Origin of the sequence: Bradyrhizobium amphicarpaeae, from assembly GCF_002266435.3 — a bacterium.
GTDB lineage: Bacteria > Pseudomonadota > Alphaproteobacteria > Rhizobiales > Xanthobacteraceae > Bradyrhizobium > Bradyrhizobium amphicarpaeae.
Genome location: NZ_CP029426.2, coordinates 1,199,769 through 1,222,828 on the forward strand (window position 1 = coordinate 1,199,769; position 23,060 = coordinate 1,222,828).

Annotated in this window: 24 protein-coding genes; 4 read left to right on the forward strand and 20 right to left on the reverse strand. The window is 65.1% G+C overall.

Annotated features, from left to right (window positions below):
- Positions 1–142: 142 nt before the first annotated feature.
- The 4 genes from CIT40_RS05795 to CIT40_RS05810 form a co-directional block, all read right to left on the reverse strand.
- Positions 143–868, reverse strand: coding sequence for a hypothetical protein (locus CIT40_RS05795; protein ID WP_162307825.1), 726 nt, complete (start codon positions 866–868; stop codon positions 143–145).
- A gap of 95 nt (positions 869–963) precedes the next feature.
- Positions 964–1,458 (reverse strand): signal peptidase II, encoded by a 495-nt coding sequence (lspA, locus tag CIT40_RS05800; protein ID WP_094894989.1) that lies wholly within the window; start codon positions 1,456–1,458, stop codon positions 964–966.
- Positions 1,459–1,468: 10 nt separating this feature from the next.
- Entirely contained in the window at positions 1,469–4,468 is a 3,000-nt protein-coding gene (ileS, locus tag CIT40_RS05805; RefSeq protein ID WP_094894991.1) for an isoleucine--tRNA ligase, read from the reverse strand.
- Positions 4,469–4,672: 204 nt separating this feature from the next.
- Positions 4,673–5,644 (reverse strand): bifunctional riboflavin kinase/FAD synthetase, encoded by a 972-nt coding sequence (locus tag CIT40_RS05810; RefSeq protein WP_094894994.1) that lies wholly within the window; start codon positions 5,642–5,644, stop codon positions 4,673–4,675.
- A gap of 234 nt (positions 5,645–5,878) precedes the next feature.
- Here CIT40_RS05810 and CIT40_RS05815 point away from each other — a divergent pair, with 234 nt between their 5' ends.
- A complete protein-coding gene (locus CIT40_RS05815) occupies positions 5,879–6,274 on the forward strand; it encodes a response regulator (RefSeq protein WP_007596883.1) in 396 nt (131 codons plus the stop codon).
- Positions 6,275–6,445: 171 nt separating this feature from the next.
- Here the strand turns inward: CIT40_RS05815 and CIT40_RS05820 are convergent, their stop codons facing one another.
- The 9 genes from CIT40_RS05820 to uvrC form a co-directional block, all read right to left on the reverse strand.
- The gene (locus tag CIT40_RS05820; protein ID WP_094894995.1) at positions 6,446–7,300 is read right to left on the reverse strand and encodes a TIGR01459 family HAD-type hydrolase; all 855 of its coding nucleotides are present in this window, start codon (positions 7,298–7,300) and stop codon (positions 6,446–6,448) included.
- A gap of 15 nt (positions 7,301–7,315) precedes the next feature.
- Positions 7,316–8,827: an EAL domain-containing protein gene (locus tag CIT40_RS05825; RefSeq protein ID WP_094894996.1), complete on the reverse strand. Its 1,512-nt coding sequence runs from the start codon at positions 8,825–8,827 to the stop codon at positions 7,316–7,318.
- A 148-nt stretch (positions 8,828–8,975) separates the two neighbouring features.
- Positions 8,976–10,103 (reverse strand): YihY/virulence factor BrkB family protein, encoded by a 1,128-nt coding sequence (locus tag CIT40_RS05830; RefSeq protein WP_094894997.1) that lies wholly within the window; start codon positions 10,101–10,103, stop codon positions 8,976–8,978.
- Positions 10,104–10,682 carry a phage holin family protein gene (locus CIT40_RS05835; RefSeq protein ID WP_094894998.1) on the reverse strand — a complete coding sequence of 193 codons (579 nt, stop codon included), beginning with the start codon at positions 10,680–10,682 and terminating at the stop codon, positions 10,104–10,106.
- An 89-nt stretch (positions 10,683–10,771) separates the two neighbouring features.
- A complete protein-coding gene (prmB, locus tag CIT40_RS05840; RefSeq protein WP_094894999.1) occupies positions 10,772–11,731 on the reverse strand; it encodes a 50S ribosomal protein L3 N(5)-glutamine methyltransferase in 960 nt (319 codons plus the stop codon).
- A complete protein-coding gene (locus CIT40_RS05845; protein WP_094895000.1) occupies positions 11,731–12,213 on the reverse strand; it encodes a molybdenum cofactor biosynthesis protein MoaE in 483 nt (160 codons plus the stop codon). The genes prmB and CIT40_RS05845 overlap by 1 nt, the downstream gene beginning before the upstream one ends.
- 3 nt (positions 12,214–12,216) lie before the next feature.
- Complete coding sequence (gene moaD, locus CIT40_RS05850; protein WP_027565391.1) at positions 12,217–12,468, reverse strand: molybdopterin converting factor subunit 1; 252 nt, start codon at positions 12,466–12,468, stop codon at positions 12,217–12,219.
- Positions 12,465–13,082: a CDP-diacylglycerol--glycerol-3-phosphate 3-phosphatidyltransferase gene (gene pgsA / locus CIT40_RS05855; RefSeq protein WP_094895001.1), complete on the reverse strand. Its 618-nt coding sequence runs from the start codon at positions 13,080–13,082 to the stop codon at positions 12,465–12,467. Before pgsA ends, moaD begins: the two co-directional genes overlap by 4 nt.
- Before the next feature lie 97 nt (positions 13,083–13,179).
- Positions 13,180–15,234 (reverse strand): excinuclease ABC subunit UvrC, encoded by a 2,055-nt coding sequence (gene uvrC, locus CIT40_RS05860; RefSeq protein ID WP_094895002.1) that lies wholly within the window; start codon positions 15,232–15,234, stop codon positions 13,180–13,182.
- 251 nt (positions 15,235–15,485) lie between these two features.
- Between uvrC and CIT40_RS05865 the strand changes: the two genes are divergently transcribed.
- Positions 15,486–16,109, forward strand: a complete 624-nt coding sequence (locus CIT40_RS05865; RefSeq protein WP_162307367.1) for an outer membrane protein — start codon at positions 15,486–15,488, stop codon at positions 16,107–16,109.
- A gap of 111 nt (positions 16,110–16,220) precedes the next feature.
- Here CIT40_RS05865 and CIT40_RS05870 read toward each other — a convergent pair whose 3' ends face one another.
- From CIT40_RS05870 to CIT40_RS05885, 4 genes are all read right to left on the reverse strand, one after another.
- Positions 16,221–16,436: a cold-shock protein gene (locus tag CIT40_RS05870; protein ID WP_008544396.1), complete on the reverse strand. Its 216-nt coding sequence runs from the start codon at positions 16,434–16,436 to the stop codon at positions 16,221–16,223.
- A gap of 254 nt (positions 16,437–16,690) precedes the next feature.
- Positions 16,691–17,551 carry a 23S rRNA (adenine(2030)-N(6))-methyltransferase RlmJ gene (locus tag CIT40_RS05875; RefSeq protein WP_094895004.1) on the reverse strand — a complete coding sequence of 287 codons (861 nt, stop codon included), beginning with the start codon at positions 17,549–17,551 and terminating at the stop codon, positions 16,691–16,693.
- A 175-nt stretch (positions 17,552–17,726) separates the two neighbouring features.
- Complete coding sequence (locus CIT40_RS05880; protein ID WP_094895005.1) at positions 17,727–18,419, reverse strand: ribonuclease T2 family protein; 693 nt, start codon at positions 18,417–18,419, stop codon at positions 17,727–17,729.
- A 120-nt stretch (positions 18,420–18,539) separates the two neighbouring features.
- The gene (locus tag CIT40_RS05885) at positions 18,540–19,001 is read right to left on the reverse strand and encodes a hypothetical protein (RefSeq protein WP_094895006.1); all 462 of its coding nucleotides are present in this window, start codon (positions 18,999–19,001) and stop codon (positions 18,540–18,542) included.
- A 186-nt stretch (positions 19,002–19,187) separates the two neighbouring features.
- On the opposite strand from CIT40_RS05885, the gene CIT40_RS05890 reads away from it, so the two are divergent.
- Entirely contained in the window at positions 19,188–19,487 is a 300-nt protein-coding gene (locus CIT40_RS05890; RefSeq protein WP_038947472.1) for a hypothetical protein, read from the forward strand.
- A 42-nt stretch (positions 19,488–19,529) separates the two neighbouring features.
- The gene (locus tag CIT40_RS05895) at positions 19,530–20,060 is read left to right on the forward strand and encodes a DUF3617 domain-containing protein (protein ID WP_094895007.1); all 531 of its coding nucleotides are present in this window, start codon (positions 19,530–19,532) and stop codon (positions 20,058–20,060) included.
- 60 nt (positions 20,061–20,120) lie between these two features.
- Here CIT40_RS05895 and CIT40_RS05900 read toward each other — a convergent pair whose 3' ends face one another.
- From CIT40_RS05900 to CIT40_RS05910, 3 genes are read right to left on the reverse strand one after another with little or no spacing between them, the layout of a single operon-like run.
- Entirely contained in the window at positions 20,121–21,509 is a 1,389-nt protein-coding gene (locus CIT40_RS05900; protein WP_094895008.1) for an ATP-binding protein, read from the reverse strand.
- Positions 21,510–21,527: 18 nt separating this feature from the next.
- Positions 21,528–22,259 (reverse strand): response regulator, encoded by a 732-nt coding sequence (locus CIT40_RS05905; RefSeq protein WP_094895009.1) that lies wholly within the window; start codon positions 22,257–22,259, stop codon positions 21,528–21,530.
- Positions 22,256–22,798: a MarR family winged helix-turn-helix transcriptional regulator gene (locus CIT40_RS05910; RefSeq protein ID WP_244611916.1), complete on the reverse strand. Its 543-nt coding sequence runs from the start codon at positions 22,796–22,798 to the stop codon at positions 22,256–22,258. Before CIT40_RS05910 ends, CIT40_RS05905 begins: the two co-directional genes overlap by 4 nt.
- Positions 22,799–23,060: the final 262 nt, after the last annotated feature.

Consider the following 23,060-nt stretch of genomic DNA (forward strand, 5'->3'; position numbering starts at 1 on the left):
GGCATGCTACACCGTGCGGCTGAGGCTTCGCGTCACGAAGCAGAGAACTCAACGCGGTGGCAAGTTACTGATCAGCAACTTATGCACCTCGGCCGGCGTCCATGATCGCCGGCGCGGGGGGCGCGTCTACAGGACAGGAACGCTATTGTTCCTTGTCCTTGCCCGACATGATGTCGAAATAGGTCCGCCGCGACTTGTCCGGCCCGGCGCCATAGGCGTAATTCGGGGACGGCGTCTGATAGCCCGGCGGCGGCTCGACCAGCGACTGGCGCGGCGGCTCGGTGGTAAATTTCTTTTCTTCGGTGGCGTTGCCGCCCTTCATCATATTCCACAGACCGCCGGAGAAGCCGAGTTCGGCGGGGCTCAGGGACGGATTGCCGTTGGTGCCGGGCTGGATCGGGTCGTTGCTTGTCCGGGGGGCTGCGGCGACTTCGCCGGCCTTCATCTCGGCGGGCGTCAGCGGCCGGGCAACCTGCCAGTTTTCCGTTTCCTTGGTCGCCTTCTTGCGCGCGGCGATGGCTTCCTTGCGGCGCTTCTCTTCGGGGTCCTTGGGCCAGTTCGGCGCGGCCTTGGCCTGGGTCGCGGGAGGCGGCAGGTCGAGCTTGGGCGGCACCACCAGCGGCGAGCGCTCCCGGTATTCGATGCCGGGCTTTTCCATGCTCTTGGCGCCGATGCCGGACATCAGATTGTCGATGATCTTTTCTTCGAAGGTCATCCCGTCATCGTCATCGTCGTCGTCACCGGCGCGGGCCGCGCCCGCCGACATGACGAGACCGATGCCGAGCGCGACAGCGGACAATTTCAACGCCTGCCAAAGCCCCGATCGGGGGTCTCGAACCATCGACATGCTGGTCTTCGAGCTGCGCATCACTGTACCTGTTCCATATTGTGTCAGATCGCCGCGCGTATGCGGCAAACCCTCGCAAAGGCCGGGTTCCACCTGCCGGTCCGTATCGGCCGGGATCAGGGCGCTTTTGCGGCGGGTACCCCCAGGAAGGAATCATACAATAGCCCCGCCACCCCAGCAACGATGGCCACGTCCGCCAGGTTAAACACATACCAATTATAGGTATTTCCGCCGATCTCGATGTGGAGCAGGGCGAAATCGACCACCGCGCCATAGGCCAGGCGGTCGATGCCGTTGCCGATGGCGCCGCCGATGATCAGCCCCAGCGCGACCGTGGCGAGCCGGGTGTGCGAGCGGGCCATCCAGATCGCCAGCGCGACCACGGCGATGGCCTTGACGGCCATCAGCGCCAGCTGAGCCGCCTGGCTGTCGTTCTGGAGCCAGCCGAAACTGATGCCGATGTTCCAGGCCAGCACCAGGTCGAAGAACGGCGTTACCTTCACCACGCCGCGACGGGCGAGGTCGAACACGTTCAGCAGCCAGAGCTTTGAGGCCTGGTCGGCCACGAGGGTGACCAGGGCCGCAAGGATGCCGGCGCGAAGCGGGGTCATGGCCGGGGGATCAGACGCTCACGCCCAACGCCTTCCACTCGCGCAGCGCCTTGGCATCGCGCGGGGTGACGTCGGGATATTCGGCGTCTTCGCCGACCGTGGGGGAGATCTTCCAGGAGCGGGCGCATTTGGTGCCGACCGCCTTCTCCACGACGACTGCAACGCCGGGCACGGCATCGAGACGGAATGCCGAAGCCGGTGCCTCGCCCTCACGCACCTCGTAATTCGAGGTGATGCAGATCTCGGCGAGGTCGGTGTCGAACAGCGTCATGAGCACGTCTCGGTCGGCGACGTAGATCACCGGCGATGCCTCCAGCGAGGAGCCGATGTTCTTGGCGGCGCGTTCGAGCTCGAGCGCGCCGGTGACGACGCGGCGGACGTTACGGATCGTCTCCCACTTCGCGGCGAGCTTGTCGTCGCGCAAGGCTTCGAGATCGGTCGGGAACAGCGTCAGATGCACCGACGGCTCGGCGTCGGGGCGATACATGCGCCAGCCTTCCTCGGCGGTGAAGCTGAGGATCGGCGCCAGCCATTTCAGGACCGAGGTGCACAGCAGGTCGATCGTCGTCAGCGCCGCCTTGCGCGTCAGCGACGACGGCGGATCGCAATAGAGCGTGTCCTTGCGGATGTCGAAATAGAATGCCGAGAGCTCGCTGTTGAGGAAGGCGGACAGGGTCGCGACCACGGTCTTGTAGTCGAATTCCCGATAGGCCTTGTCGACAGCGGCGGCGCGAACCGCGAGCTCGTGCAGCATCAGCCGCTCGAGCTCGGGCATCTCGGCGGGCGCGACCGCGTCAGCCGGCTTGTAATGATGCAGCGTGCCGAGCATCCAGCGCACGGTGTTGCGCAGCTTGCGGTAGGTCTCGACGGTGTTCTTCAGGATCTCGGGACCGATGCGCTGGTCGTCGGTGTAGTCGCAGGACGCGACCCAGAGCCGGAGGATGTCGGCGCCGGATTCCTTGATGACCGACTGCGGCTCGATGGTGTTGCCGAGCGACTTCGACATCTTGCGGCCGTCCTCGGCCTGGGTGAAGCCGTGGGTCAGCACGATGTCGTAGGGCGCCCGACCGCGGGTGCCGCAGCTCTCCAGCAGCGAGGAGTGGAACCAGCCGCGATGCTGGTCCGAGCCTTCGAGGTACATCACCGTGTCGGTTCCGCCGTCGACCTTGCGCTTGATGCCGGCGAGACCCGGGAAATGCACGGGGTCTTCGAGCACGAAAGCGTGCGTCGAGCCGGAATCGAACCAGACGTCGAGGATGTCGTCGACCTTCTGCCAGTCCTCACTGGCGCGGGACCCGAGGAAGCGCTCGCGGGCGCCCTTCGCGTACCAGGCATCCGCGCCTTCCTTTTCGAAGGCCTCGCCGATGCGCTTGTTCACCGCTTCGTCCTGCAGGATCTCGGCGGAGCCGTCGCCCTTCTCGCGCACGAACACGGCGATCGGCACGCCCCAGGCGCGCTGACGCGAGATCACCCAGTCGGGACGCGCCTCGATCATGCCGTTGATGCGGTTCTCGCCCGACGGCGGCACCCATTGCGTCACCGAGATCGCGTGCAGCGCGCGGGCGCGCAGCGTGTCGCCGCTCTTGGTCTTTCCGCTCGCTGCAACATCCTTGTCCATCGCGATGAACCATTGCGGCGTGTTGCGGAAGATCACCGGCTTCTTGGAGCGCCAGGAGTGCGGATATTGATGCTTGAGCCGGCCGCGCGCGATCAGCATGCCGCGTTCGACGAGCGCCTTGATCACGGCTTCGTTGGCATCGCCCTTCTCGCCCTTGTCGTTGATGACACGCTTGCCGGTAAAGCCCGGCGCATGATCGGTATAGGCGCCGTTCTCGTCGACGGTATAGGGAATCGCCGTGGTAATGCCGCGCGCGTCGAGATCGCGCGCCTGTGCCATCCAGACATCGAAGTCCTCGCGGCCGTGGCCGGGCGCGGTGTGCACGAAACCGGTGCCGGTGTCGTCGGTGACGTGGTCGCCGGGCAGCAGCGGCACGACGAAGTCGTAGCCGCCGGCAAGGCCCTTCAGCGGATGGGCGCATTCGATCGCGTCCATGGTGTCGCCGGGGACGTCGCGCACCTTCTCGTAAGTCGTCACGCGGGCCTGCTTGAAGACCTCTTCGGCGAGCGCGTCGGCGAGGATCAGGAGATCGCCGGTTTTGGCCCAATTGTCGGCGGGCGCGTCCGTCACCTTGTACAGGCCGTAGGCGATCTTCGGTGAGAACGAGATGGCGCGGTTGCCCGGCAGCGTCCAGGGCGTGGTGGTCCAGATCACGACGCTAGCGGAGGCGAGCGCGCCATGCGCGGGCGACGTGACGGGGAATTTCACCCACACCGTATCGGAGGTGTAGTCCTCGTATTCCACCTCGGCCTCGGCAAGCGCCGTTTTCTCGACCACGCTCCACATCACCGGCTTGGAGCCGCGATACAGCGTGCCGTTGGCGGCGAACTTCATCAGTTCGCGCGCGATTTGGGCTTCAGCCGGGAAGCTCATGGTGGCGTAGGGATGGTCCCAGTCGCCGATGACGCCGAGCCGCTTGAACTCCTCGCGCTGCACGCCGAGCCAATGCGTGGCGTAGGCGCGGCATTCCTTGCGGAAATCGATCATCGCGGCACTGTCACGGAAGTCGGGCTTCTGCTTGCCCTTCTTGCGATAGTGCTCTTCCTCGACCTTCCACTCGATCGGCAGGCCGTGGCAGTCCCAGCCGGGCACGTAGTTGGAATCGAAGCCGAGCATCTGCTGGCTCTTGGTGACGAGATCCTTCAGGATCTTGTTCAGCGCCGTGCCGATATGGATGTTGCCGTTGGCATAGGGCGGCCCGTCATGCAGCACGAACTTGGCGCGGCCCTTCGCACTCTCGCGCAGCTTCTCGTAGAGGCCGATCTCGTACCAGCGCTTGAGGATCTCCGGCTCGCGCTGCGGCAGGCCGGCGCGCATCGGGAATTCGGTCTGCGGCAGGAACAGGGTCTTGGAATAGTCTTTGGCGTCTGACTTCTGCGGCTTTTCGGACATGAGGCTGACTGGCTCGGAATGGCGCGGGAACGGATGGCGATGCGGAATCGCGGGGTGAAACGACAAAATCCCGGTCTTGCGCCGAGCCCTTGGGCTCAGGCGGAAGCCGGGCCGCTAATCCCTATGATGCGCCGCGCAAACATGGGCACTCCATAGCAGGGGGGCGGGGGAAGCGCAAAGGTTCGGGCAGATCGGGTTCGGCCCTCAATCGACGATGCCGAGCCGCGGAAATGCGTCCGGGGCGGCGGCGAGGATGGCACGGGCACGGGCGGAATCGTCGTCCATCTGCCGGATCAGGGGCTCTAGACCATCGAATTTCAGCTCCTCGCGGATGAAGCTGACGAAGGCGCAGTCCAGCTGCTGCCCGTAGAGGTCGCCCTTGAAGTCGAACAGGAAGATTTCGAGCAGGGGCGCGCCGTTGTCGAAGGTCGGGCGGCGGCCGAAGCTGGCTACCCCGTCCAGCCGTTCGGTGCCGCGGCCGACCCGCACCGCATAGATGCCGTGCTTCAGCCCGCAATTGGCGTCCAGACGGATGTTGGCGGTGGGATAGCCGAGATCGCGGCCGCGCTTCTCGCCATGGATCACCTCGCCGGTGACGAACCATGGCGCGCTCAGCATGGTGGTGGCTTCCTCCAGCTGGCCTTCGGCGAGAGCGATCCGGATCGCGCTGGAGGACACCGGCCGCTCGTCGAAATCGACATGGGGCTGCACGTCGACCTCGATGCCGAGCCGGGGCGCCTCGTTGACGAGAAGGCTCGGCGAGCCGACCCGTCCCTTGCCGAAATGGAAGTCGTAGCCGACCGCGATTCCGCTGACGCCGAGCCGCCCGATCAGGTCATGGTGAATGAAGTCTTGCGCGCTGGTTCCGGCACGGGCCTTGTCGAAGGTCATGACCACGGCGCCGGCAAGCCCGGTGCCGGCCAGAAGGCGCAGCTTGGCCCGCTCGTCCGTCAGGCGGAATTGAGGGGTATTCGGGCTGAAAAACCGTCGCGGATGGGGCTCGAAGGTCAATGCCAGGGCCGGGCGGCCCTGAGCCCTGCCCATTTCCAGGGCTGCGGCGATCACGGCGCGGTGGCCGAGATGAACCCCGTCGAAATTGCCCATGGCGACCACGGCCCCCCTTGGAATGGCGGAGTCCGGCGTGGTGTCGCGGATTACGGTAAAATGCGGAGCCATCAGGGGAATTCTCGAACCGGCGGGACCGGCGGGGACCGTGGCGCGACCGGCCGGATGAAGTCAAGCGGGAGGGGCGGCCGGATCAAATGCGATTCCAGTCCCTGGGGGGCGTCCCCAATTAACGCGCTGTTTAACGCCTTGGTGCTAGTCCTTGAGCGTGGAACTGCCGGGGCTCGGGCTCGGGCTTGGGCAGGTCCGATCGTAATATTCCTGGTTTGCGTTGGGGGAGTCGAGATGGCGGTTGATTTGTCGATGTCGGTTTTGGTGGTGGATGACTACAGCACCATGATCCGTATCATCAGGAATCTGCTGAAGCAGCTTGGCTTCGAGAACATCGATGATGCCAGCGACGGTTCGGCAGCGCTGAACAAGATGCGCGGCAAGAAGTACGGGCTCGTGATCTCCGACTGGAACATGGAGCCGATGACGGGCTACGACCTGCTGCGCGAAGTGCGCGCGGATCCGAACCTCGCCACGACGCCCTTCATCATGATCACGGCGGAATCCAAGACCGAGAACGTGATCGCGGCCAAGAAGGCCGGCGTGAACAACTACATCGTCAAGCCGTTCAACGCGGCGACGCTGAAGACCAAGATCGAGGCGGTCTTCCCGGACATGGCCAGCGCGTAAGCGCGCTCCTCTCCGGGTCAACAATTCTCCATCGAGATCGTCATGCCCGGGCTCGTCCCGGGCATCCACGTTCATGGCTGGAAGAAGAAAGGCGTGGATGGCCGGGACGAGCGGCCATGACGACTGGCGCTCAGCAATTCGTCCAGGCTGGCATCGGTTCAAGCCGCGCCATCACCACTTCAATTCGCGCATCAGCGCCTTCGGCGGGTGGCCGAACAATTCCATCACCGAATTCGGGTCGAGCTGGTCGAGGCCCTCGAACTCCTCGGCATGGATGCCGCGGGTGACGAACAGGCAGTCGATGCCGAATTCGCGTGCGCCGGTCAGGTCGGTGCGGACGGAATCGCCGATCGCCAGGACTTTCTTCCGGTCGATCGGGTGGCCCTGGCGTTCGCCGGCGAGCGCCATTGCGCGTTCGTAGATCGGCCGGTGCGGCTTGCCGTAGAAGATCACTTCGCCGCCGAGTTCGCGGTAGAGCTCCGCGATGGCGCCGGCGCAATAAATCAGCCGGTCGCCGCGTTCCACCACGATATCGGGGTTGGCGCAGACCAGTGTCAGCTTGCGCTCGCGCGCCTTCAGCATCATGCCGCGATAGTCTTCCGCCGTCTCGGTCTCGTCGTCATAGAGGCCGGTGCAGACGATATAGTCGGCTTCTTCCAGCGGCGCGGTCGTCGCATCGAGGCCGCGATAGATCGAATTGTCACGCTCGGGGCCGAGCCAGAACATCTTGCGGCCGGGATGCTCGGCGACATAGAGCCGGGTCAGGTCGCCGGACGAGACGATCGCGTCATAGGTCTCGTCGGCGACGCCGAGCTTGCGCAATTGTCGCTGCACCGAGTCCGCCGGCCGCGGTGCGTTGGTGATCAGGATCACCGTACCGCCGCGGCTGCGATAGGTGTGCAGCGCCTCACAGGCTTCCGGGAACGATTCGAGGCCGTTGTGGACGACGCCCCAGATGTCGCTGAGCACGACATCGACACCGCCCACGAGCTCGCGCAGGCTTTCGGCGAAATGCAGCGTGGTCATGATGCGCAGCGTCGATCAGATGCGGCGCGCGAGCGCTGCGTTGCCGGTGATGCGTTGTGCCGGAGGAGCGGCTGACGTCGCGCCAGATGTCGTGCCAGTTGTCGTACTTTGGCTGGGGGGAGCGGAGCCATTGGATCCCTGAATGTCCTGCGCCTGGTTCGGCGAGGCCCCGCCGGTAGCAGATGCCCCCTCCGGCCGCAATGGCCGGGGCGGCGCGAACAGGAAGCCCTGGCCGAACCGCACGTCATAGTCGAGCAGGTCCACGACGGCGCGCTCGCCTTCGATCCGCTCCGCGATCAGGTCGATGCCGAAGCGGCCGAGCAGGTCGGAGAGGTCGGAGGGATGGATGTCCGAGGCCGAGGCCTGCCTGGGGTCGAGCAGCAGCGAGGCCGGCACCTTGATGAAGCGCACCCCGCGGTCGGCCAGCTCGCGCGGCTCGATCCTGAGATCCGTGACGTGGTCGATCGAGAAACGGAAACCGCGCTGGGCCAGTGCGGCGAGATTCTCGGTCTCGGCCGGGCCGAGATTGCGGAAGGTCGATTGCTTGAACTCCAGCACCAGCGAGGGCGCCAGCGCCCGGTTGGCTTCGAGGAAGTCAAGGCATTGCGCGAAGGTGGTGGAATTGCCGAGCGTGGACGCCGCGACGTTGCAGAACACGCCGACGTCCTTGTTGCGCACCATCAGGCGCCGCAGCACCTGCACGCAGCGCAGCATCACCATGTTGTCGATGCGCCCGATCAGCCCCGAAGCTTCCGCGATGCTGATGAACTCCTCGGCGGCGATCAGCTGGTCGCGCTCGTCGCGCAGGCGCGTCACCGCCTCGTAGAACCGCACCTTGCGCTGCGGCAGCGTCACCATCGGCTGCAGGAAAATGTCGATGCGGTTTTCGTCGATGGCGTTGCGAAGCGTCGCCAGCAGTTGAGTCTGGTTGCGCCCGGTGGCTGTCTGAACAGGGGGGGCGGTCTGGGGCTGGACCGCCGGGGCCTGCCGCGCCACCGAAGGCGGGGGTGCTGCGGGAAGCGGGGGAGGGGCGACGAGTTGTTCCTCGAACGGTGCGATCAGGTCGATCGGCGCCTCCGGCTCCTGCCTGGCGATCGGAGCGGGAACGGGCGCCGGCGCATTGCCGGCCAACTGATCCTCATGGCTCGATACGGTGGTGGCGAGCTGCCTGACCAGGCCGCCGAGCTCGTTGATCTCGCCGACCACCGACTGGATACGGTCGGAGTTGGTCGAATTGGACGAGGCGATGCGTCCCTCGATCGCCGCCAGCCGGCGGCCGAACTCGGCCACCTGGCGGGCAAGATCGGCGGTGCCGCGCGACAGATCGGCGATCTGGCCGCCGACGTCGTTGCGGTCGCGCAGCCGCATCGACACCGCGTTGTAGAGGATCAGGAAGGTCAGCGCGGTCAGCGCCACGATCGCGGATTCGGTCCCGCTGATGCCGGCGACGGCGTAGAGCACAAGCCCGAGCGAGGCCGCGACCAGAACCATGCAGATGGCGATGAAGATCGTCGAAATGCGAATCATGCCGCGCGTTACGCCTTTAAGAGCTGACTGCCTCACCCGGGAAAACACGGGTCACGTCGCGATCCCGCCACACCTCATGCTCCCCCAAGCCGCACGACCTTAACATCATTGTTGATTCGAGGGGATAGCGCCGCGCGCTCGGGTGCGGTCAGGACGGCGCGGCGGCGCCGACAGTGTCGGCCGAGACAGCTTCGCGGGTGCCGAGCGGCTTGGGTTGCCCCTCGGTCGTATCCCGCAGCGTCTGCCGCTCGATCTCCGAATTCAGCTCGGCACCGAACATGATGACGATGGCCGACATCCACATCCACATCATCAGGCCGATGGCGGCGCCGAGCGAGCCGTAGGTCGCGTCGTAATTCGCGAACGCGGAGAGATACCAGGACAGGAGAGACGAGCCGGCGATCCAGAGCAGGGCCGCTGTCATTGCCCCGACGCTCAGCCATTGCCAGCGCGGAGCATCACGGCTCGGCGCAAAGCGGTAGAGGACGGCAAGTGCGGCCAGCAGAATGACGAGAAGCAGGGGCCAGCGCGCCAGTGCAACGATCAGTTTGCTCTCGGGGGCGATGCCCAGATGATCCAGCGCCAGTGGAAACGCGACCACGGCGCCGACCATCATCAGCAATGCGGCAATGCCGCCAATCGTGAAGGTTAGCGAGATCAGGTTCAACCGGATGAAGCTGCGCTTCTCGCGTTCCTCATAGGCAACGTTCAGGGCATCGAAGATCGCCTTGACCCCGGCGTTGGCGCTCCAGATCGCAAGCAGGAGGCCGAAGGCGAAAGTGGTGCCGAGCGCCGTGTTGCCTTTCGATACCACCCGGGCGGTCTGGTCCTCGACGATCTGGAATGTGCCCGAGGGCAGCATCATCGCTAGAGTCTGCAGATTGTCCGATATCGTGGAGGGGTCGGTGAACAATCCATAGGACGAGACCAGCGCGGTCACGGCCGGAAAGACCGCGAGCAGACCGAAAAACACCACGCCTCCCGCGTTTGCCAGCAGGCGGTCGTCGTCGATTCGCTGATAGGTGCGCCAGAGGATGTCCTTCCAGCCGGACCAGGGGATCGTGAAAGGGCTGGTCGAACGGCGTCCACGCCCAGGCTCGGCAGCCGCGCCGCTCGGGTCGGTCTCCGGCGATTTTGCTTCCTGATTGCGCTGATCGGGGCGAGGTCCGGCGCGAAACAGCCCGATGCCCTGGACGTAGCGGTCAGCGGTCAGCACGAACACGGCCGTCGCTGCGATCAGCATCCAATTGTCGAGATGCCCTGGACGAGACGGCATTCAGGCGCCCAGTCGTTGCCCATTGCGATGCCGCCGCGCCGCAGCGAGGCCGATCAGGCCGACTGCAGCCAGCATCATGCCGACCTTTACCGGCCGCTTGCCGCGCGCGCGCCAGGCCTTGCCATTTTCACCGGGAGCCAACGGTGCCAGCGGGATCGCAGTCGCGACTTCCTTCACAGCCCGTGTGACGGTCCCGCTTGGAATGCGCGGGGTGGCAATGGCAACGCGAAGACGGCTCGTAAGTGGCACGATAGGCCTGGCCTTCCGGTTCAGCTGCGCTGAGGCGATACCGGCGCAGATCGCGGCCAGCACCAGCAGGACCGCGCCAACCGCGCCGAACCCCCAGAACTGGCCATGGGTCAAGGCCACCCAGCGGTAGAGTGCGATCAGCCCGACGAAGAACGCCGCAAGGACGAAAATCCCGGCGACCGCGAACATTCCGCCGGCCATCGCGTAAGACGTCACCCGGCCCGTGGCATGGGTGGTACGGTCCCGCATGTAGGATTGAGCCGCCCGTTTGAGATGGTTGAGTTTCAGCGCCATGCCGGCGCGCAGCAATTCGCCCGATGGCGCGAGCATCTGGACATCCTCCGAAAACGAGACAGTTCGTCGGGGATGAACGTGGCGGAATTTGACTTGTTCCGCCGGAGCAGAAGGCGCCGTGATGGTCAGGCCAGATCGGCGGCCGCGATCCAGAACACCTCGCCCTCGGAATCCTCGGTGTCGAGCCAGAGCAGCGGCAGTTCCGGAAAGGCCTCGTCGACCAGGTCCCGGCCGCGGCCGATCTCGCAGATCAGCCCGCCATCCGGCGTCAGGTGATCGGGTGCCTCGGCCAGGATGCGGCGGACCACGTTGAGGCCGTCGGGGCCACCGTCAAAGGCGAGCTTCGGCTCGGCCCGGCATTCCGGTGGCAGCGCGGCCATGCCCTCGGCATCGACGTAAGGCGGGTTGGTGATGATCAGATCGTATCTGGCATCGCCGAGCGGGGCGAACAGGTCGCCGCGATAGAGGCTGATCCGGTCCTCGAGGCCGTATTCGGCGACATTTCGCCTGGCGACTTCGATCGCGCCCTTGGAGACATCGACGGCATCGACGGCGGCGTTCGGGAAATGGTGCGCGGCGAGGATGGCAAGGCATCCCGATCCCGTGCAGAGATCGAGCACGCGTTCGACCGCCGCGGGATCGTCGATCAGCGAGCCCGCCTCGCCGTCGCCGCCGAAATGCGACTCCAGCAGTTCGCCGATGAAAGAGCGCGGAACGATGACGCGCTGGTCGACATAGAAGGGCAGGCCGCGCATGTAGATCTTGTTGACGAGATAGGCGGCCGGTTTGCGCGTGGTCACGCGCTGATGGATGAGGTTGAGGATAGTCTTGCCCTCCGCCGCGGTGACGCGTGCGTTGGCGAAAATCTCGAACTGCTCAGGATTGAGATGCAGCGCTTCGCTCACCAGGAAGGCTGCTTCGGCAACTGGATCGGTCGTACCGTGCGCAAAGGCGAGCTCGGCCTGGACGAAGCGGCTCACCGCATAGCGGACGAAATCGAGCAGCGTGAGGAGCTCGCCCGGGCCGACTTTGGCGAGCTTTGGCGCGGCGCGGCCGCGTACGGTCTTTTTGGCTGCCTTTGCCATCAGGATCGGGTCCAGCGTGCGGCGGCCTCGTCGTCGCGGGCATGGGCTTCGACCCAGTCCGCGCCGGCTTCGCTCTCTTCCTTCTTCCAGAACGGCGCGCTGGTCTTGAGGTAGTCCATCAGGAACTCGGCCGCATGGAATGCGGCCTGGCGGTGCTGGGAGGCGGTCAGCACCAGCACGATGTTCTGGCCCGGCATGAAGCGGCCGACGCGGTGGATCACGGTGACGCCGTTGAGCGGCCAGCGCGAGATCGCCTCGTCGGTATGACGCCTGATCTCTTCCTCGGCCATGCCGGGATAGTGCTCGAGCGTCAGCGCTGCGATCCTCGCGCTATCTTCGTCACCGCGGCAGATGCCGGAGAAGCTGACGACCGCGCCGATGTCGGTACGGCTCCTGGTCAGGACCGCGATCTCGCGCGCGATGTCGAAATCGTCTTCCTGAATGCGGATGGTGACGGGGCAGGCGCCAGCAGAGGAGGTCATGACCTAGCCGCCGGTCATCGGCGGGAAGAACGCGATCTCGCGGGCGCCGGCGATTGCGGCATCCGATTTCACGTGGGCATGGTCGATCGCGGTGCGGATCACCTTCGGCTTCTCGAAGGCGTAGGCGTAGGCCTCGCCTTGGCCCGACAGCCACGCGATCAGTTCCTCGACGGTGCGCACGGTCGCCGGCGGCTCGATGGTCTCCTCCGCCTTGCCGACACGCTCGCGGACCCAGGCGAAATATTTCACCTTCATCCCTCATCCTCCTTGATGAGGTGATGGATGCCGGCGCGGAAATAGTCGTAGCCGGTGTAGATGGTCACGATGGCCGAGGCCCATAGCAGCACGAGGCCCATCATCGAGACCACAGGCACCACCTCATCGCCGGCAGGCCCGGCGAGCAGGAACCCGATGGCGACGAGCTGGACCGTGGTCTTCCACTTCGCAAGCTTGGTGACGGGCACGCTGACCCGAAGCGCGGCGAGGTATTCGCGCAGGCCCGAGACCAGGATCTCGCGGCACAGGATCACGATGGCGGCCCACAACGACCAGCCATGGATGATGCCGTCTGCGGCCAGCATCAGCAGGCAGGAGGCGACCAGCAGCTTGTCGGCGATCGGGTCCAGCATCCGGCCGAACGCCGATTGCTGATTCCAGATCCGCGCGTAATAGCCGTCGAGGTAATCGGTGACCGCGGCCGCGATGAAGAGGGCCACTGCCACCCAGCGCAGCCAGAGCGGCTGATCCAGAATCGACTGCGCATAGATGCATCCGACGACGACCGGGATCGCGGCGATCCGGCCGTAGGTCAGGAGGTTGGGGAGGGACATCGCGCGGCTGGTCGTCCCTCGTGTCGTAGCGATGTTCATCCGTCCTACCAATACCGCTCGTGCCTGAAGGTCAACCGTTCCGCTCCGCAAGATGGGGTGCGGGATACGACGACCATATGACCACAGCCCCTTTAGTTCATCCCGGCTGGGGATGGAAATACTCGAAAATCCTGCGGGCGCTCTCGGCGCTCACCCCCGGAACCTTGCCGAGATCGCCGATCGAGGCGCGTTCGATCTCCTTCAAGGTCCCGAAATGATGCAGCAAGGCACGTTTGCGGGACGGGCCGATGCCCGGGATTTCCTGCAAACCGGCCTCGCGGATGTCCTTCTTGCGCAGCTTGCGGTGCGAGCCGATGACGAAGCGGTGGGCTTCGTCCCGCAGCCGCTGGATGAAATAGAGCACGGGGTCGCGCGGCTCCAGCTTGATCGCCTCGCGTTCCGGCATGAACAGGGTCTCGCGGCCGGCATCCCGGTCCGGCCCCTTGGCGACCGACATCAGCGACACCTGGGTCAGGCCGAGATTTGCGAAGATCTCGCGGACCGCATTGAGCTGGCCGCGGCCGCCGTCGATGATGACGAGGTCGGGCCATTGCGGGAAATCGTCGTCTTTTGTTTTGGCAGCGCCCTCCTCGGGCGGGTTGATCAGGCGCTTGAAGCGCCGCTCCAGCACCTCGCGCATCATGGCGAAGTCGTCGCCGGGCGTAATCCCTTCCGACTTGATGTTGAACTTGCGGTATTGGTTCTTCACGAAACCGTCGGGGCCGGCGACGATCATGGCGCCGACCGCGTTGGTGCCCTGGATGTGGCTGTTGTCGTAGACCTCGATGCGCTTGGGCGAATGGGGCAGGCCCAGCGTCGTCGCGATGGCGTCGAGCAGGCGGCTTTGCGTGGCGGTGTCCGCAAGCTTGCGGCCGAGCGCCTCGCGCGCATTGGTCAGCGCATGGGTGACGAGTTCCTTCTTCTCGCCGCGCTTGGGCGTGGTGACCTCGATCTTGTGGCCGGCCTTGATCGAGAGCGCATTGGCGAGCAGTTCGCTCTCCTCGATCTCGTGCGAGAGCAGGATGTTCCTGGGCGGCGGCTTGTCGTCGTAGAACTGGGCGAGGAAGGAGCCGAGCACTTCTTCCGGTGTGTACGTCTTTTCCGCGCGCGGAAAATAGGCGCGGTTGCCCCAGTTCTGGCCGGTGCGGAAGAAGAACACCTCGACGCAGGAGAAGCCGCCCTCCTGGTGGATGGCGAACACGTCGGCTTCCTCGACCGTGCGCGGATTGATGCCCTGCTGCGACTGGATCGCCGACAAAGCGGCGAGGCGGTCGCGGTAGAGCGCGGCGCGCTCGAACTCGAGCTCGCCGGAGGCCTTCTCCATCTCGCCGGCGAGCTCCTGCTTGACCGCATGGCTCTTGCCGGACAGGAAGTCGCTCGCCTCGCGCACCAGGGTCGTATAGCCGCCGAAGTCGATCTCGCGGGTGCAGGGGCCGGCGCAGCGGCGGATCTGGTAGAGCAGGCAGGGCCTGGTGCGGCTCTCGAAGAAGGAATCGGTGCAGGAGCGGATCAGGAAGGCGCGCTGCAAGGCCGTGATGGTGCGGTTGACCGCGCCGGCGGAGGCGAACGGACCGAAATAGCGCCCGGGCCGGCTCTGCGCGCCGCGATGTTTCAGGATCTGCGGCGCCCAATGGTCGCCGGTGATCAGGATGTAGGGAAACGATTTGTCGTCGCGCAGCTGCACGTTGAAGCGCGGCCGCAGCTGCTTGATGAGGTTGGCTTCCAGCAGCAGCGCCTCGGTCTCGGTGTTGGTCGAGATGATCTCCACGGTGACCGTGGCCGCGATCATGCGCAGGATGCGGGCGGGCTGCGGCGCATTCTGGCGCGCATAGTTGGAGAGGCGCTTTTTGACGTTCTTGGCCTTGCCGACATAGAGCACGTCGGCATTCGCATTGAGCATGCGATAGACGCCGGGCGAGATCGGGGCGAGCCGGACCGCGCGTTCGATCGCCTCGTGGCCGGTCGCCAGCGGGCCTTCGCCGACGGCGCCGCTCTCTTCCAGGATATCGGGCAGCCGGGAATCGTCCTCGTCATCGCCGCCGCTGGTGGCGGGATCGAGGTCGGGCGGCGTCTCGGCCGGGACGTCCGGTGCGGTGCCACGCACAGGTTTGCGCGCGCGGTCGTCCGGAGTGTCGGTGGAATCGTGAGCCATGGAGTGAATTTAGGCGCTGAGGGGGCCGATTTGAAGTTCCGGCCGTGCGGCACGCACAGGATGGCGGCGCAGTTCCCGGTAACGCTTGCTTAAGCCTGTTAACAGCGCGGTAACCCGGCTTAACAGCCCTTTAACTTAAAACTCTCGATAAATCTTACGCGAAAAGGTCGTGGTTCCGTAACCATGCGGTTTGCCCAGCGCGGCGGCGTCAGGCTTCGCACCGGTTGCGACAGTTGCGTTGGAGTTAAGTGATGAAGAGGTTCGTTGTGGGCGCAGCCGCGTTGGTTGCGGCCGGCTGGACAGCTTCGGCAGAGGCCGCCGACATGAGTTACGGTCAGCGCGCGCCCTATACCGTCAACCAGCCGCTCAACGCCTATAGCTGGGCGGGCCCGTATCTCGGCGCCAATCTCGGTTACGAGTGGGGTTCGGTGAGCAACAATCCCGCAAAGCCCGCCGGCTTCGTCGGCGGCGTGCAGGCCGGCTACAATTTCCAGAACGGCCCATGGGTGTTCGGCGTGGAAGGCGATATCCAGGCCGCCGGTGCCGATGACACCTTCGCGCCGTGGAAGTTCTCCAATCCCTGGTTCGGCACCCTGCGCGGCCGCGCCGGCTATGCCTTCAGCAACATCCTGTTCTACGGCACCGCGGGCCTGGCCTTCGGCGAGCTGCGCGCACAGACGTTCGGCTGGACGGAGTCGCACACCACCGCCGGCTGGACCATCGGTGCCGGCGCGGAGGTCGGCTTCGCGCCGAACTGGAGCGCGAAGCTCGAATATCTCTACATCGATCTGTCGTCGAGCCAGTTCGCAATTACAGGCGTGTCAAACGGCTATAGCGCCAGCGTTGTGCGCGCAGGCGTGAACTATCACTTCTGATAGCTGAAGAAGAAAATACCGGACGACAACCTCCCGGCCGCTCGCGGCCGGGATTTTTTTCGCAGGTATTCTTGCGCCGAGTATTGCGCCGAATGTCGTGCGTCAGTCCCGCTAGGACAGGATCACCAAATTGACCGCCTTCGGGCCCTTCCCCTTCTTGTCGGGTTCGACTTCGAAAGTAATACGCTGTCCTTCCGCAAGGTCCTTCAGTCCGGCCCGCTCCACAGCAGTAATATGTACGAAGACGTCGCGGCCGCCGTCGTCAGGCTTGATGAAACCGTAGCCGCGTTCGCCGTTGAAAAACTTGACCGTTCCCGTCATGGCCATCGGGAAACTCCCCCTCATTGCTCCTCCGCCGCGACGCAGACGCACGTCGCGACATGACCGGGCATCACGAAGCCCGGGAGAGCTGGCCATCCTTGGGCGGACCGCTGGCGGTCCGGCCGGATCTTTCTTAGGCCTTCACTCCGCCGCAACCATTCGCGGAAGCGGAACGTAAAGCCAGTCACGGAAACAGCATAATACGGTTCTCTGCAGATTGACTACCGCTCCTGCATATTTTTCCCAAGAATGGCGGAGTGTTACGGCCGCGGTGTCTCCAATCGGAATCTGGCAGCGCCGCCCTGGCCGAGCGGCATTTCCAGCTCGGGCAGGATCGTCTTGAGTTCGCCCTGAAGCGTGTAGGGCGGATTGACGATCAGGAGCCCCGTGGAGGCGAGAGCCCCGCCATCGAGCTGGGGCGCGACGCTGAACTCCAGGCGCAGACAATTTCCGGGAGGCTTTGCTGCAGCTGCGAGCCGCGCCACGGTTTGGGCCAGCGTGTCGGTGGCACGCCGGTTCTTGGCCGGATACCAGATGACATAGATGCCGGTCGGCCATTTCGCGAAGGCTGCCGAGAAGGCTTCGCCCAGCCGCTCGAACTCGTCCTTGGCCTCGAACGGCGGATCGATCAGCACGAGGCCGCGCCGCTCCTTCGGCGGCACGAAGGCCGGCAGCGCCACCCAGCCATCGAGGTCGACCACGCGGGCCTGTTCGTCGCGACGCAGCACGGCGATCAGCGCCTTCCGCGCCTTCGGCTCGATCTCGCAGGCGACGAGGCGGTCTTGCGGCCTGAGCAGGCCGCGCGCGATCAGCGGCGAGCCCGGATAGGCCTTGAGTTCACCCTTCGGATTGAAGGCGCGGACGATGTCGAGATAGGGCTTGGCCAGTGCCGCGCTCTCGTTCGACAGGCGCGCCTGCATCAGCCGCGCGATGCCGGTCAGCCATTCGCCGCCCCGGCGCGCCTCGTCGCTGTCGAGATCATAGAGGCCGGCGCCGGCATGGGTGTCGATGACGCGGAACGCCCCCGGTTTGTCCTGCAGATAGGTGATTATGCGCGCCAGCACGATGTGCTTGATGACATCGGCGAAATTGCCGGCATGGAAGGCGTGGTGGTAGTTCATGGCGCAGAGTTACGACATCGCGCGATGAAAGTAACTCCCGTCATTCCGGGGCGGTGCGCAGCACCGGGCCCGGAATCCATTTCGCCACGGAGCATGCTGCTGGATGGATTCTCAGATGCGCGACTGCGCATCAGAGTTCGCGCTCTGCGGGCCCCGGAATGACGGCGAACAAATCCTAGCCGCCCCTGATCGGCGGCATCGTCACCTGGTCGCGGCGGCAGGTGCGGCGTTCGTTCTCGTCGCAGGCGCGGAATTGCAGGTCCTTGCTGAGGCAGATCCGGACCTCGGACAGCCGGGTCCGGTTGCAGGTGACCGAGACGGCGGCATTGCTCAGCCCCGGATTGGCCTTGATGAAGGCTTCCTCGACCTCCGCCGGCGCCAGGGTCTTGGCCTGCGACAAATCGAGATATTCGGCCGGAATCTTGATCGCTGCGCGCGCCTTGCGGATCGTCTCGAAATAGCTGCGGTCGGCGAGGCCGGAGCAGGTGCCGTGCTTGTCCCATTCGTTGAAGATCAGGCCCGGCGCCGGCATCAAATCGAGCATCGAGGAGACGATGCTGCGGTTCAGCCGCGGTGCGGGCCGCTGGCAATATTCGGGGAAACCATTCTCATATTGCGGCCACAGCCCATGCACCACGAAGGCAAAAGGCCGGCCGCCGCACTGGATCTGCGAGCGGCCGCCGCGCTCGGCCGCCTCTTCGCAGAACGAGGGCGACCACGACAGCGACAGCACATAGAAGTCGAATTCGCCGGGCGCGTTCTGCCGCTTGTCCTGGGCGTTTGCGCCGCCGGCGAGCAAGGCCAGCCCGGCGGCCAGGGTCAGTGAGATCACGAGCCGGGAGAACGAATGCAATCTGGAATGAAACATGGCGACGCCCCTCAACTAGACTGTGCAAGGAAAGCCTAGCAGGCGATAGGAACATTTCAAGAACAAAATTCAGGCGACCGCTATTCAGCGCCGCAAGCGACCCGAATCAGGGCCTTCCGATCAGGGCCTGGCGGCGCGGCAGGCCGGATTGTAGGCCCAGTTGCGGTCGACCCCGACCACGCACCATTCGACACCGTTGCCGTAGCCGGCGAAGCCGCCATCCTCGATGAGCGAGTAATGCACCTTGCGCACCTTGCCGTCATTGAGCATGGCGTCGGCCGTGCAGTAGCGGCGCGGAATGTTGTCGGATTGCCAGGGCCGGAACGCGGTCTCGCGAACGGCCGAGAAGCCGGTGATCTTCAACGAGGAATTCCAGAACGTGCTTTCTTTTTCCCAGAACTGGGTGGCGATGGTCGGCAGCGCCCTGTCGCAATCGGCGACAGTGCCGTCATAGCGCGGCCCGCTCAGCCAGAAATTCAACTCCAGGGGATTGGCGGCCCGGGCCTCGCCGAGCGACATCGCCCCGAACACGAGGCCGAGTAGGGCGGCATAGCGGAGCGATTTCGGGGAGGAGGCGCGCATGGTCAATCCGGACAGCTGAAGTCTTGCTTGGGCGTGGACGGTGCCGCGAAGGCCGGGGGAGGTCAAGTGCAGCGCGGCAACACTTCGCCAGGAGTTGACCACAACATCGTGGTTGGCAGGGCTTCCGTTCTTTTCACTTCCCTCCCGGCACCGTAAACTGGCGGCCAGCCAATTGGAGTGACGGGAATGCGAATCATTGCGGCCGCGGGTCTTCTCGCCAGCCTGGTTGTCTCGGGTATGATGGCGAGCCAGTCGGCGCGCGCCGATTATGTGCCGCCTTTCAAGGGCAACGACACCGGCGGCATCATCGCCTATTCGATGGCCACCCAGGTCGATGCCCGGCAGGCCGCGGTCGATCACTGCGCGCGCTATGGCAAGGTCGTGAAATTCCTGGCGGTGCAGGCCTATGAGGGCGGCTACATCTCGTTCTCCTGCCGCTGGGTGCCCTATGGCGCCGCCGACCAGCCGATCCGCACGCTCTACTGAGGCGTCGCCTAAACGCCGCAATTTCAGCCGGGAGCTTCTCGCATGACGCGCAAACTCGCTTTGCTCGGCTCGACCCTTTGCCTTGCGTTGTCCGCAGGCGTGGCCTGCGCCGACGACCTGCCGGTGCGCAAGGCCGGTCTTTGGGAAATCAAGATGGTCAGGACCGGCACGCCGATGCCCGAGATGACCATGCAGCATTGCACCGACGAGACCGTCGACAAGGAGATGAACAACAACGTCTCCCCGATGGCCAAGCAGATCTGCTCGAAGCAGGACATCAAGAAGACCGCAACCGGTTATGTCAGCGATTCCGAGTGCAGCGTCGCCGGCATCAGCACGACCTCGCACGCCGAGATATCAGGCGATTTCAACTCGGCCTATACGGTGAAGACCTCCTCGCACGCGCAGGGCGGCGCAGCCGGCGCGGCAGGCCGGGACACGACCACGACGCTCGAAGCGAAGTGGTTGGGTGCCTGCAAGCCCGAGCAGAAACCGGGCGACATCGTGATGCCCGGCGGCTTCAAGATGAACGTGCGCGATATGGATAAGCTGAAGGCGCTGCTGCCGAAATAGAACTTCGCGAGTTCGTAGCCCGGATGGAGCGGAGCGCAATCCGGGCTACAGCTGGCTCGGCTACACCGGTATCCTCACGCTCGCCCTCAATCCCCCCATCGGGCTGTCGCCCAGCGTGATGTCGCCGCCATGCGAGCGGGCGATGTCGCGGGCGATGGCGAGGCCGAGGCCGGTGCCGCCTTCGTCCTGGTTGCGGGCGTTGTCCAGCCGCAGGAACGGCTTGAACACTTCTTCGCGCAAATGCGTGGGAATGCCGGGGCCGTCGTCGTCGACCGTCACGGTCAAGTAACGGTGATCGCGCTGGCCGGCGATGGCGATGGCCTTGCCGTAGCGCGCCGCGTTGGTGACGAGGTTGGCGAGGCAGCGCTTGAACGAGGCAGGTTTCACCGTCACCACGGGCAGTCCGTGGAACGCCACCGTCGCGATGTGGCCGTGGCGCTCGGCATCGCTGCGCAGCTCCTCGAGCGCCTGCGCCATGTCGGTCGGCTGCGACTGCTCGCCGGAATCACCGCGGGCGAAGGCGAGGTAATCCTCCAGCATCATCGACATCTCGTCGACGTCCTTGCGCATCCCCTCGAGCTCCGGGCTGTCGCCGATCAGCGCCAGCTCGAGCTTGAAGCGGGTCAGGATCGTGCGCAGATCGTGGCTGACGCCGGCGAGCATCGCGGTGCGCTGCTCCATGGTGCGCTCGATGCGCGACTTCATCTCGAGGAAGGCGACCGACGCCCGCCGCACCTCGCGCGCGCCCCGCGGCCTGAAGTTCGGCGCGTCGCGGCCCTTGCCGAAACTTTCGGCAGCGTCCGCCAGGCGCAGGATCGGCTTGATCTGGTTGCGCAGGAACAGCACGGCGACGATCAGCAGGATCGACGACGTCCCGACCATCCAGAACAGGAAGATCTCCGAGTTGGAGGCATAGGCGGCGCTGCGTTGCGCGAACACGCGCATCACGGCATCGTCGAGCTGGATGCGGATCTCGACGAGGTTGGAGCGGCCGACCGTGTCGATCCAGAACGAGCGCCCGATCTGGCGGCCGAGCTGCACCGACAGCGTCTGGTCGAGCAGCGAGAAGAACGGCTTTGGTCCCGGCGGCGGCATGTCGCCGGGAGGCAGGAAGTCGACGACGAGGCCGAGGCGCTGCTGGGCGATGCGGCGGATCTGGTCGCGGTCCTTGTCCTGCGGATAGCCTTTGTAGACGTCGATCAGCGCGGCGATGTCCTGCACCACCGCGGCCGACAGGCGCCGCGTCACCGTGTTCCAGTGGCGCTCCATGAACACGAAGGCGACGACCGATTGCAGCACCACCATCGGCACGATCATGATGAGGAGCGCACGGGCGTAGAGGCCGGTCGGCATCCAGCCCTTGAACGCGTTGCCCATCCAGCCGTTGGCGGCGGAGACGCGGCCGGCGGCGCTTCGGAGCAGCGTCAGGCCGGTATCGATCGTGCTCATCGGTCGCGCTTCACTGATTTATGGCGAGGCCACCAGGCGGTAGCCGATGCCGCGCACCGCCTGGAGGAACAGCGGATTGGCGGGGTCGGTCTCGATCTTGCGCCTGAGCCGGTTGATCTGCACGTCGACGGCGCGCTCGTTGACGCTGCCGTTGCCGGTCAGCGCACTGCGCGGCACGGTCTCGCCCGGAGTCTCGGAGAGAATGCGCAGCATCTCGCGTTCGCGGTCGGTGAGGTGGATGACCTCCTCGCCCTGCCGCAGCTCGCCGCGATCGAGATGATAGATGTAGGGACCGAACGCGATCTTCTCCACCGCTGTGGCCTGCGGCGGCGGCGCGGCGCGCTTGAGGATGTTGTTGATGCGCAGCGCCAGCTCGCGCGGCTCGAACGGTTTTGCCACGTAGTCGTCGGCGCCGATCTGCAGGCCCTCGATACGCGCTTCCGCCTCGTGGCGCGCCGTCAGCATCACGATCGGCACCGAGGAGGAGGTGCGGATGAAGCGGGCCAGATCGAAGCCGGTCTCGCCGGGCATCATGACGTCGAGGATCAAGAGGTCGAAATGCAGACCCAGCAGCTTCGAGCGCGCATCGCCGGCACTCGCGGCGGTGGTGACGCGGTAGCCTTCAGCGGCGAGGAAGCGCGAGAGCAGATCGCGGATGCGGCGGTCGTCGTCGACGAGCAGCAGATGCGGCGCATCATCGGCCGGGCGCGCTGGCGGGCGGGCGAGCGTGGCAGCAAGTGGCACGGTCACTCCTTGGTGTCCTGGTTGACGGAAGCAAAGATCGTCTCGAGCACCTTGTCCGGATCGTCGCGATCGATCATCGCGCGCAGGAAGCGCTTGACGGTTTCCGCATCCTGCGGCGCCATTTCGGCGAGCGCCTTGGTGATCCGCGTGGTCTGCAGCCCGGCGAGCTTCTGCACCAGCGCCTCGCCCTTCGGCGTCGCGTAGAGCAGCCGCTGGCGGCGGTCATTGTCGCCGGTCTTCTGCACGATGTAGCCTTCGTCCAGCAGCTGCTTGAGCACGCGGCCGAGCGACTGCTTGGTGATGCGGAGCACGTCGAGCAGGTCGGCGACCTTGAGGCCGGGATAGCGGTAGACGAAATGCATGACCCGGTGATGGGCCCGGCCGAAGCCGAAAGCCTCCAGCTCCTGGTCGGGGTCGCCGACGAAGTCGCGATAGGCGAAGAACAGTAGCTCGATGATATCCCAGCGCAAATTGCCTCCGTCGTCTGCGGCCGGCCTGGGCTCGGCGGCGTCGTGAGAGGAAGTCGCGAAATTTATGTCAGGCATATTGACGTATCTTGGGTTCAATGTTACAAAACGATTGACCAGCACGAAATTTTAGATCGTTTCGCGCGGGGTGGCATCGAAGCAAGGGCGGCTGGAGAGAGCCGGACAGGCGACGACGGCCGGATCAGATCTACCGTGCGATTGTCGAGCGGCGTTTCGGCAAAACATACTGGACTTCCGCCTTCCGCAAAAGCATGTCCTCGGCGATATGCTGGCCACGGAAACCGGCCGTAACAAGGCTGGCGGTGGTTCGGCCTAAAAC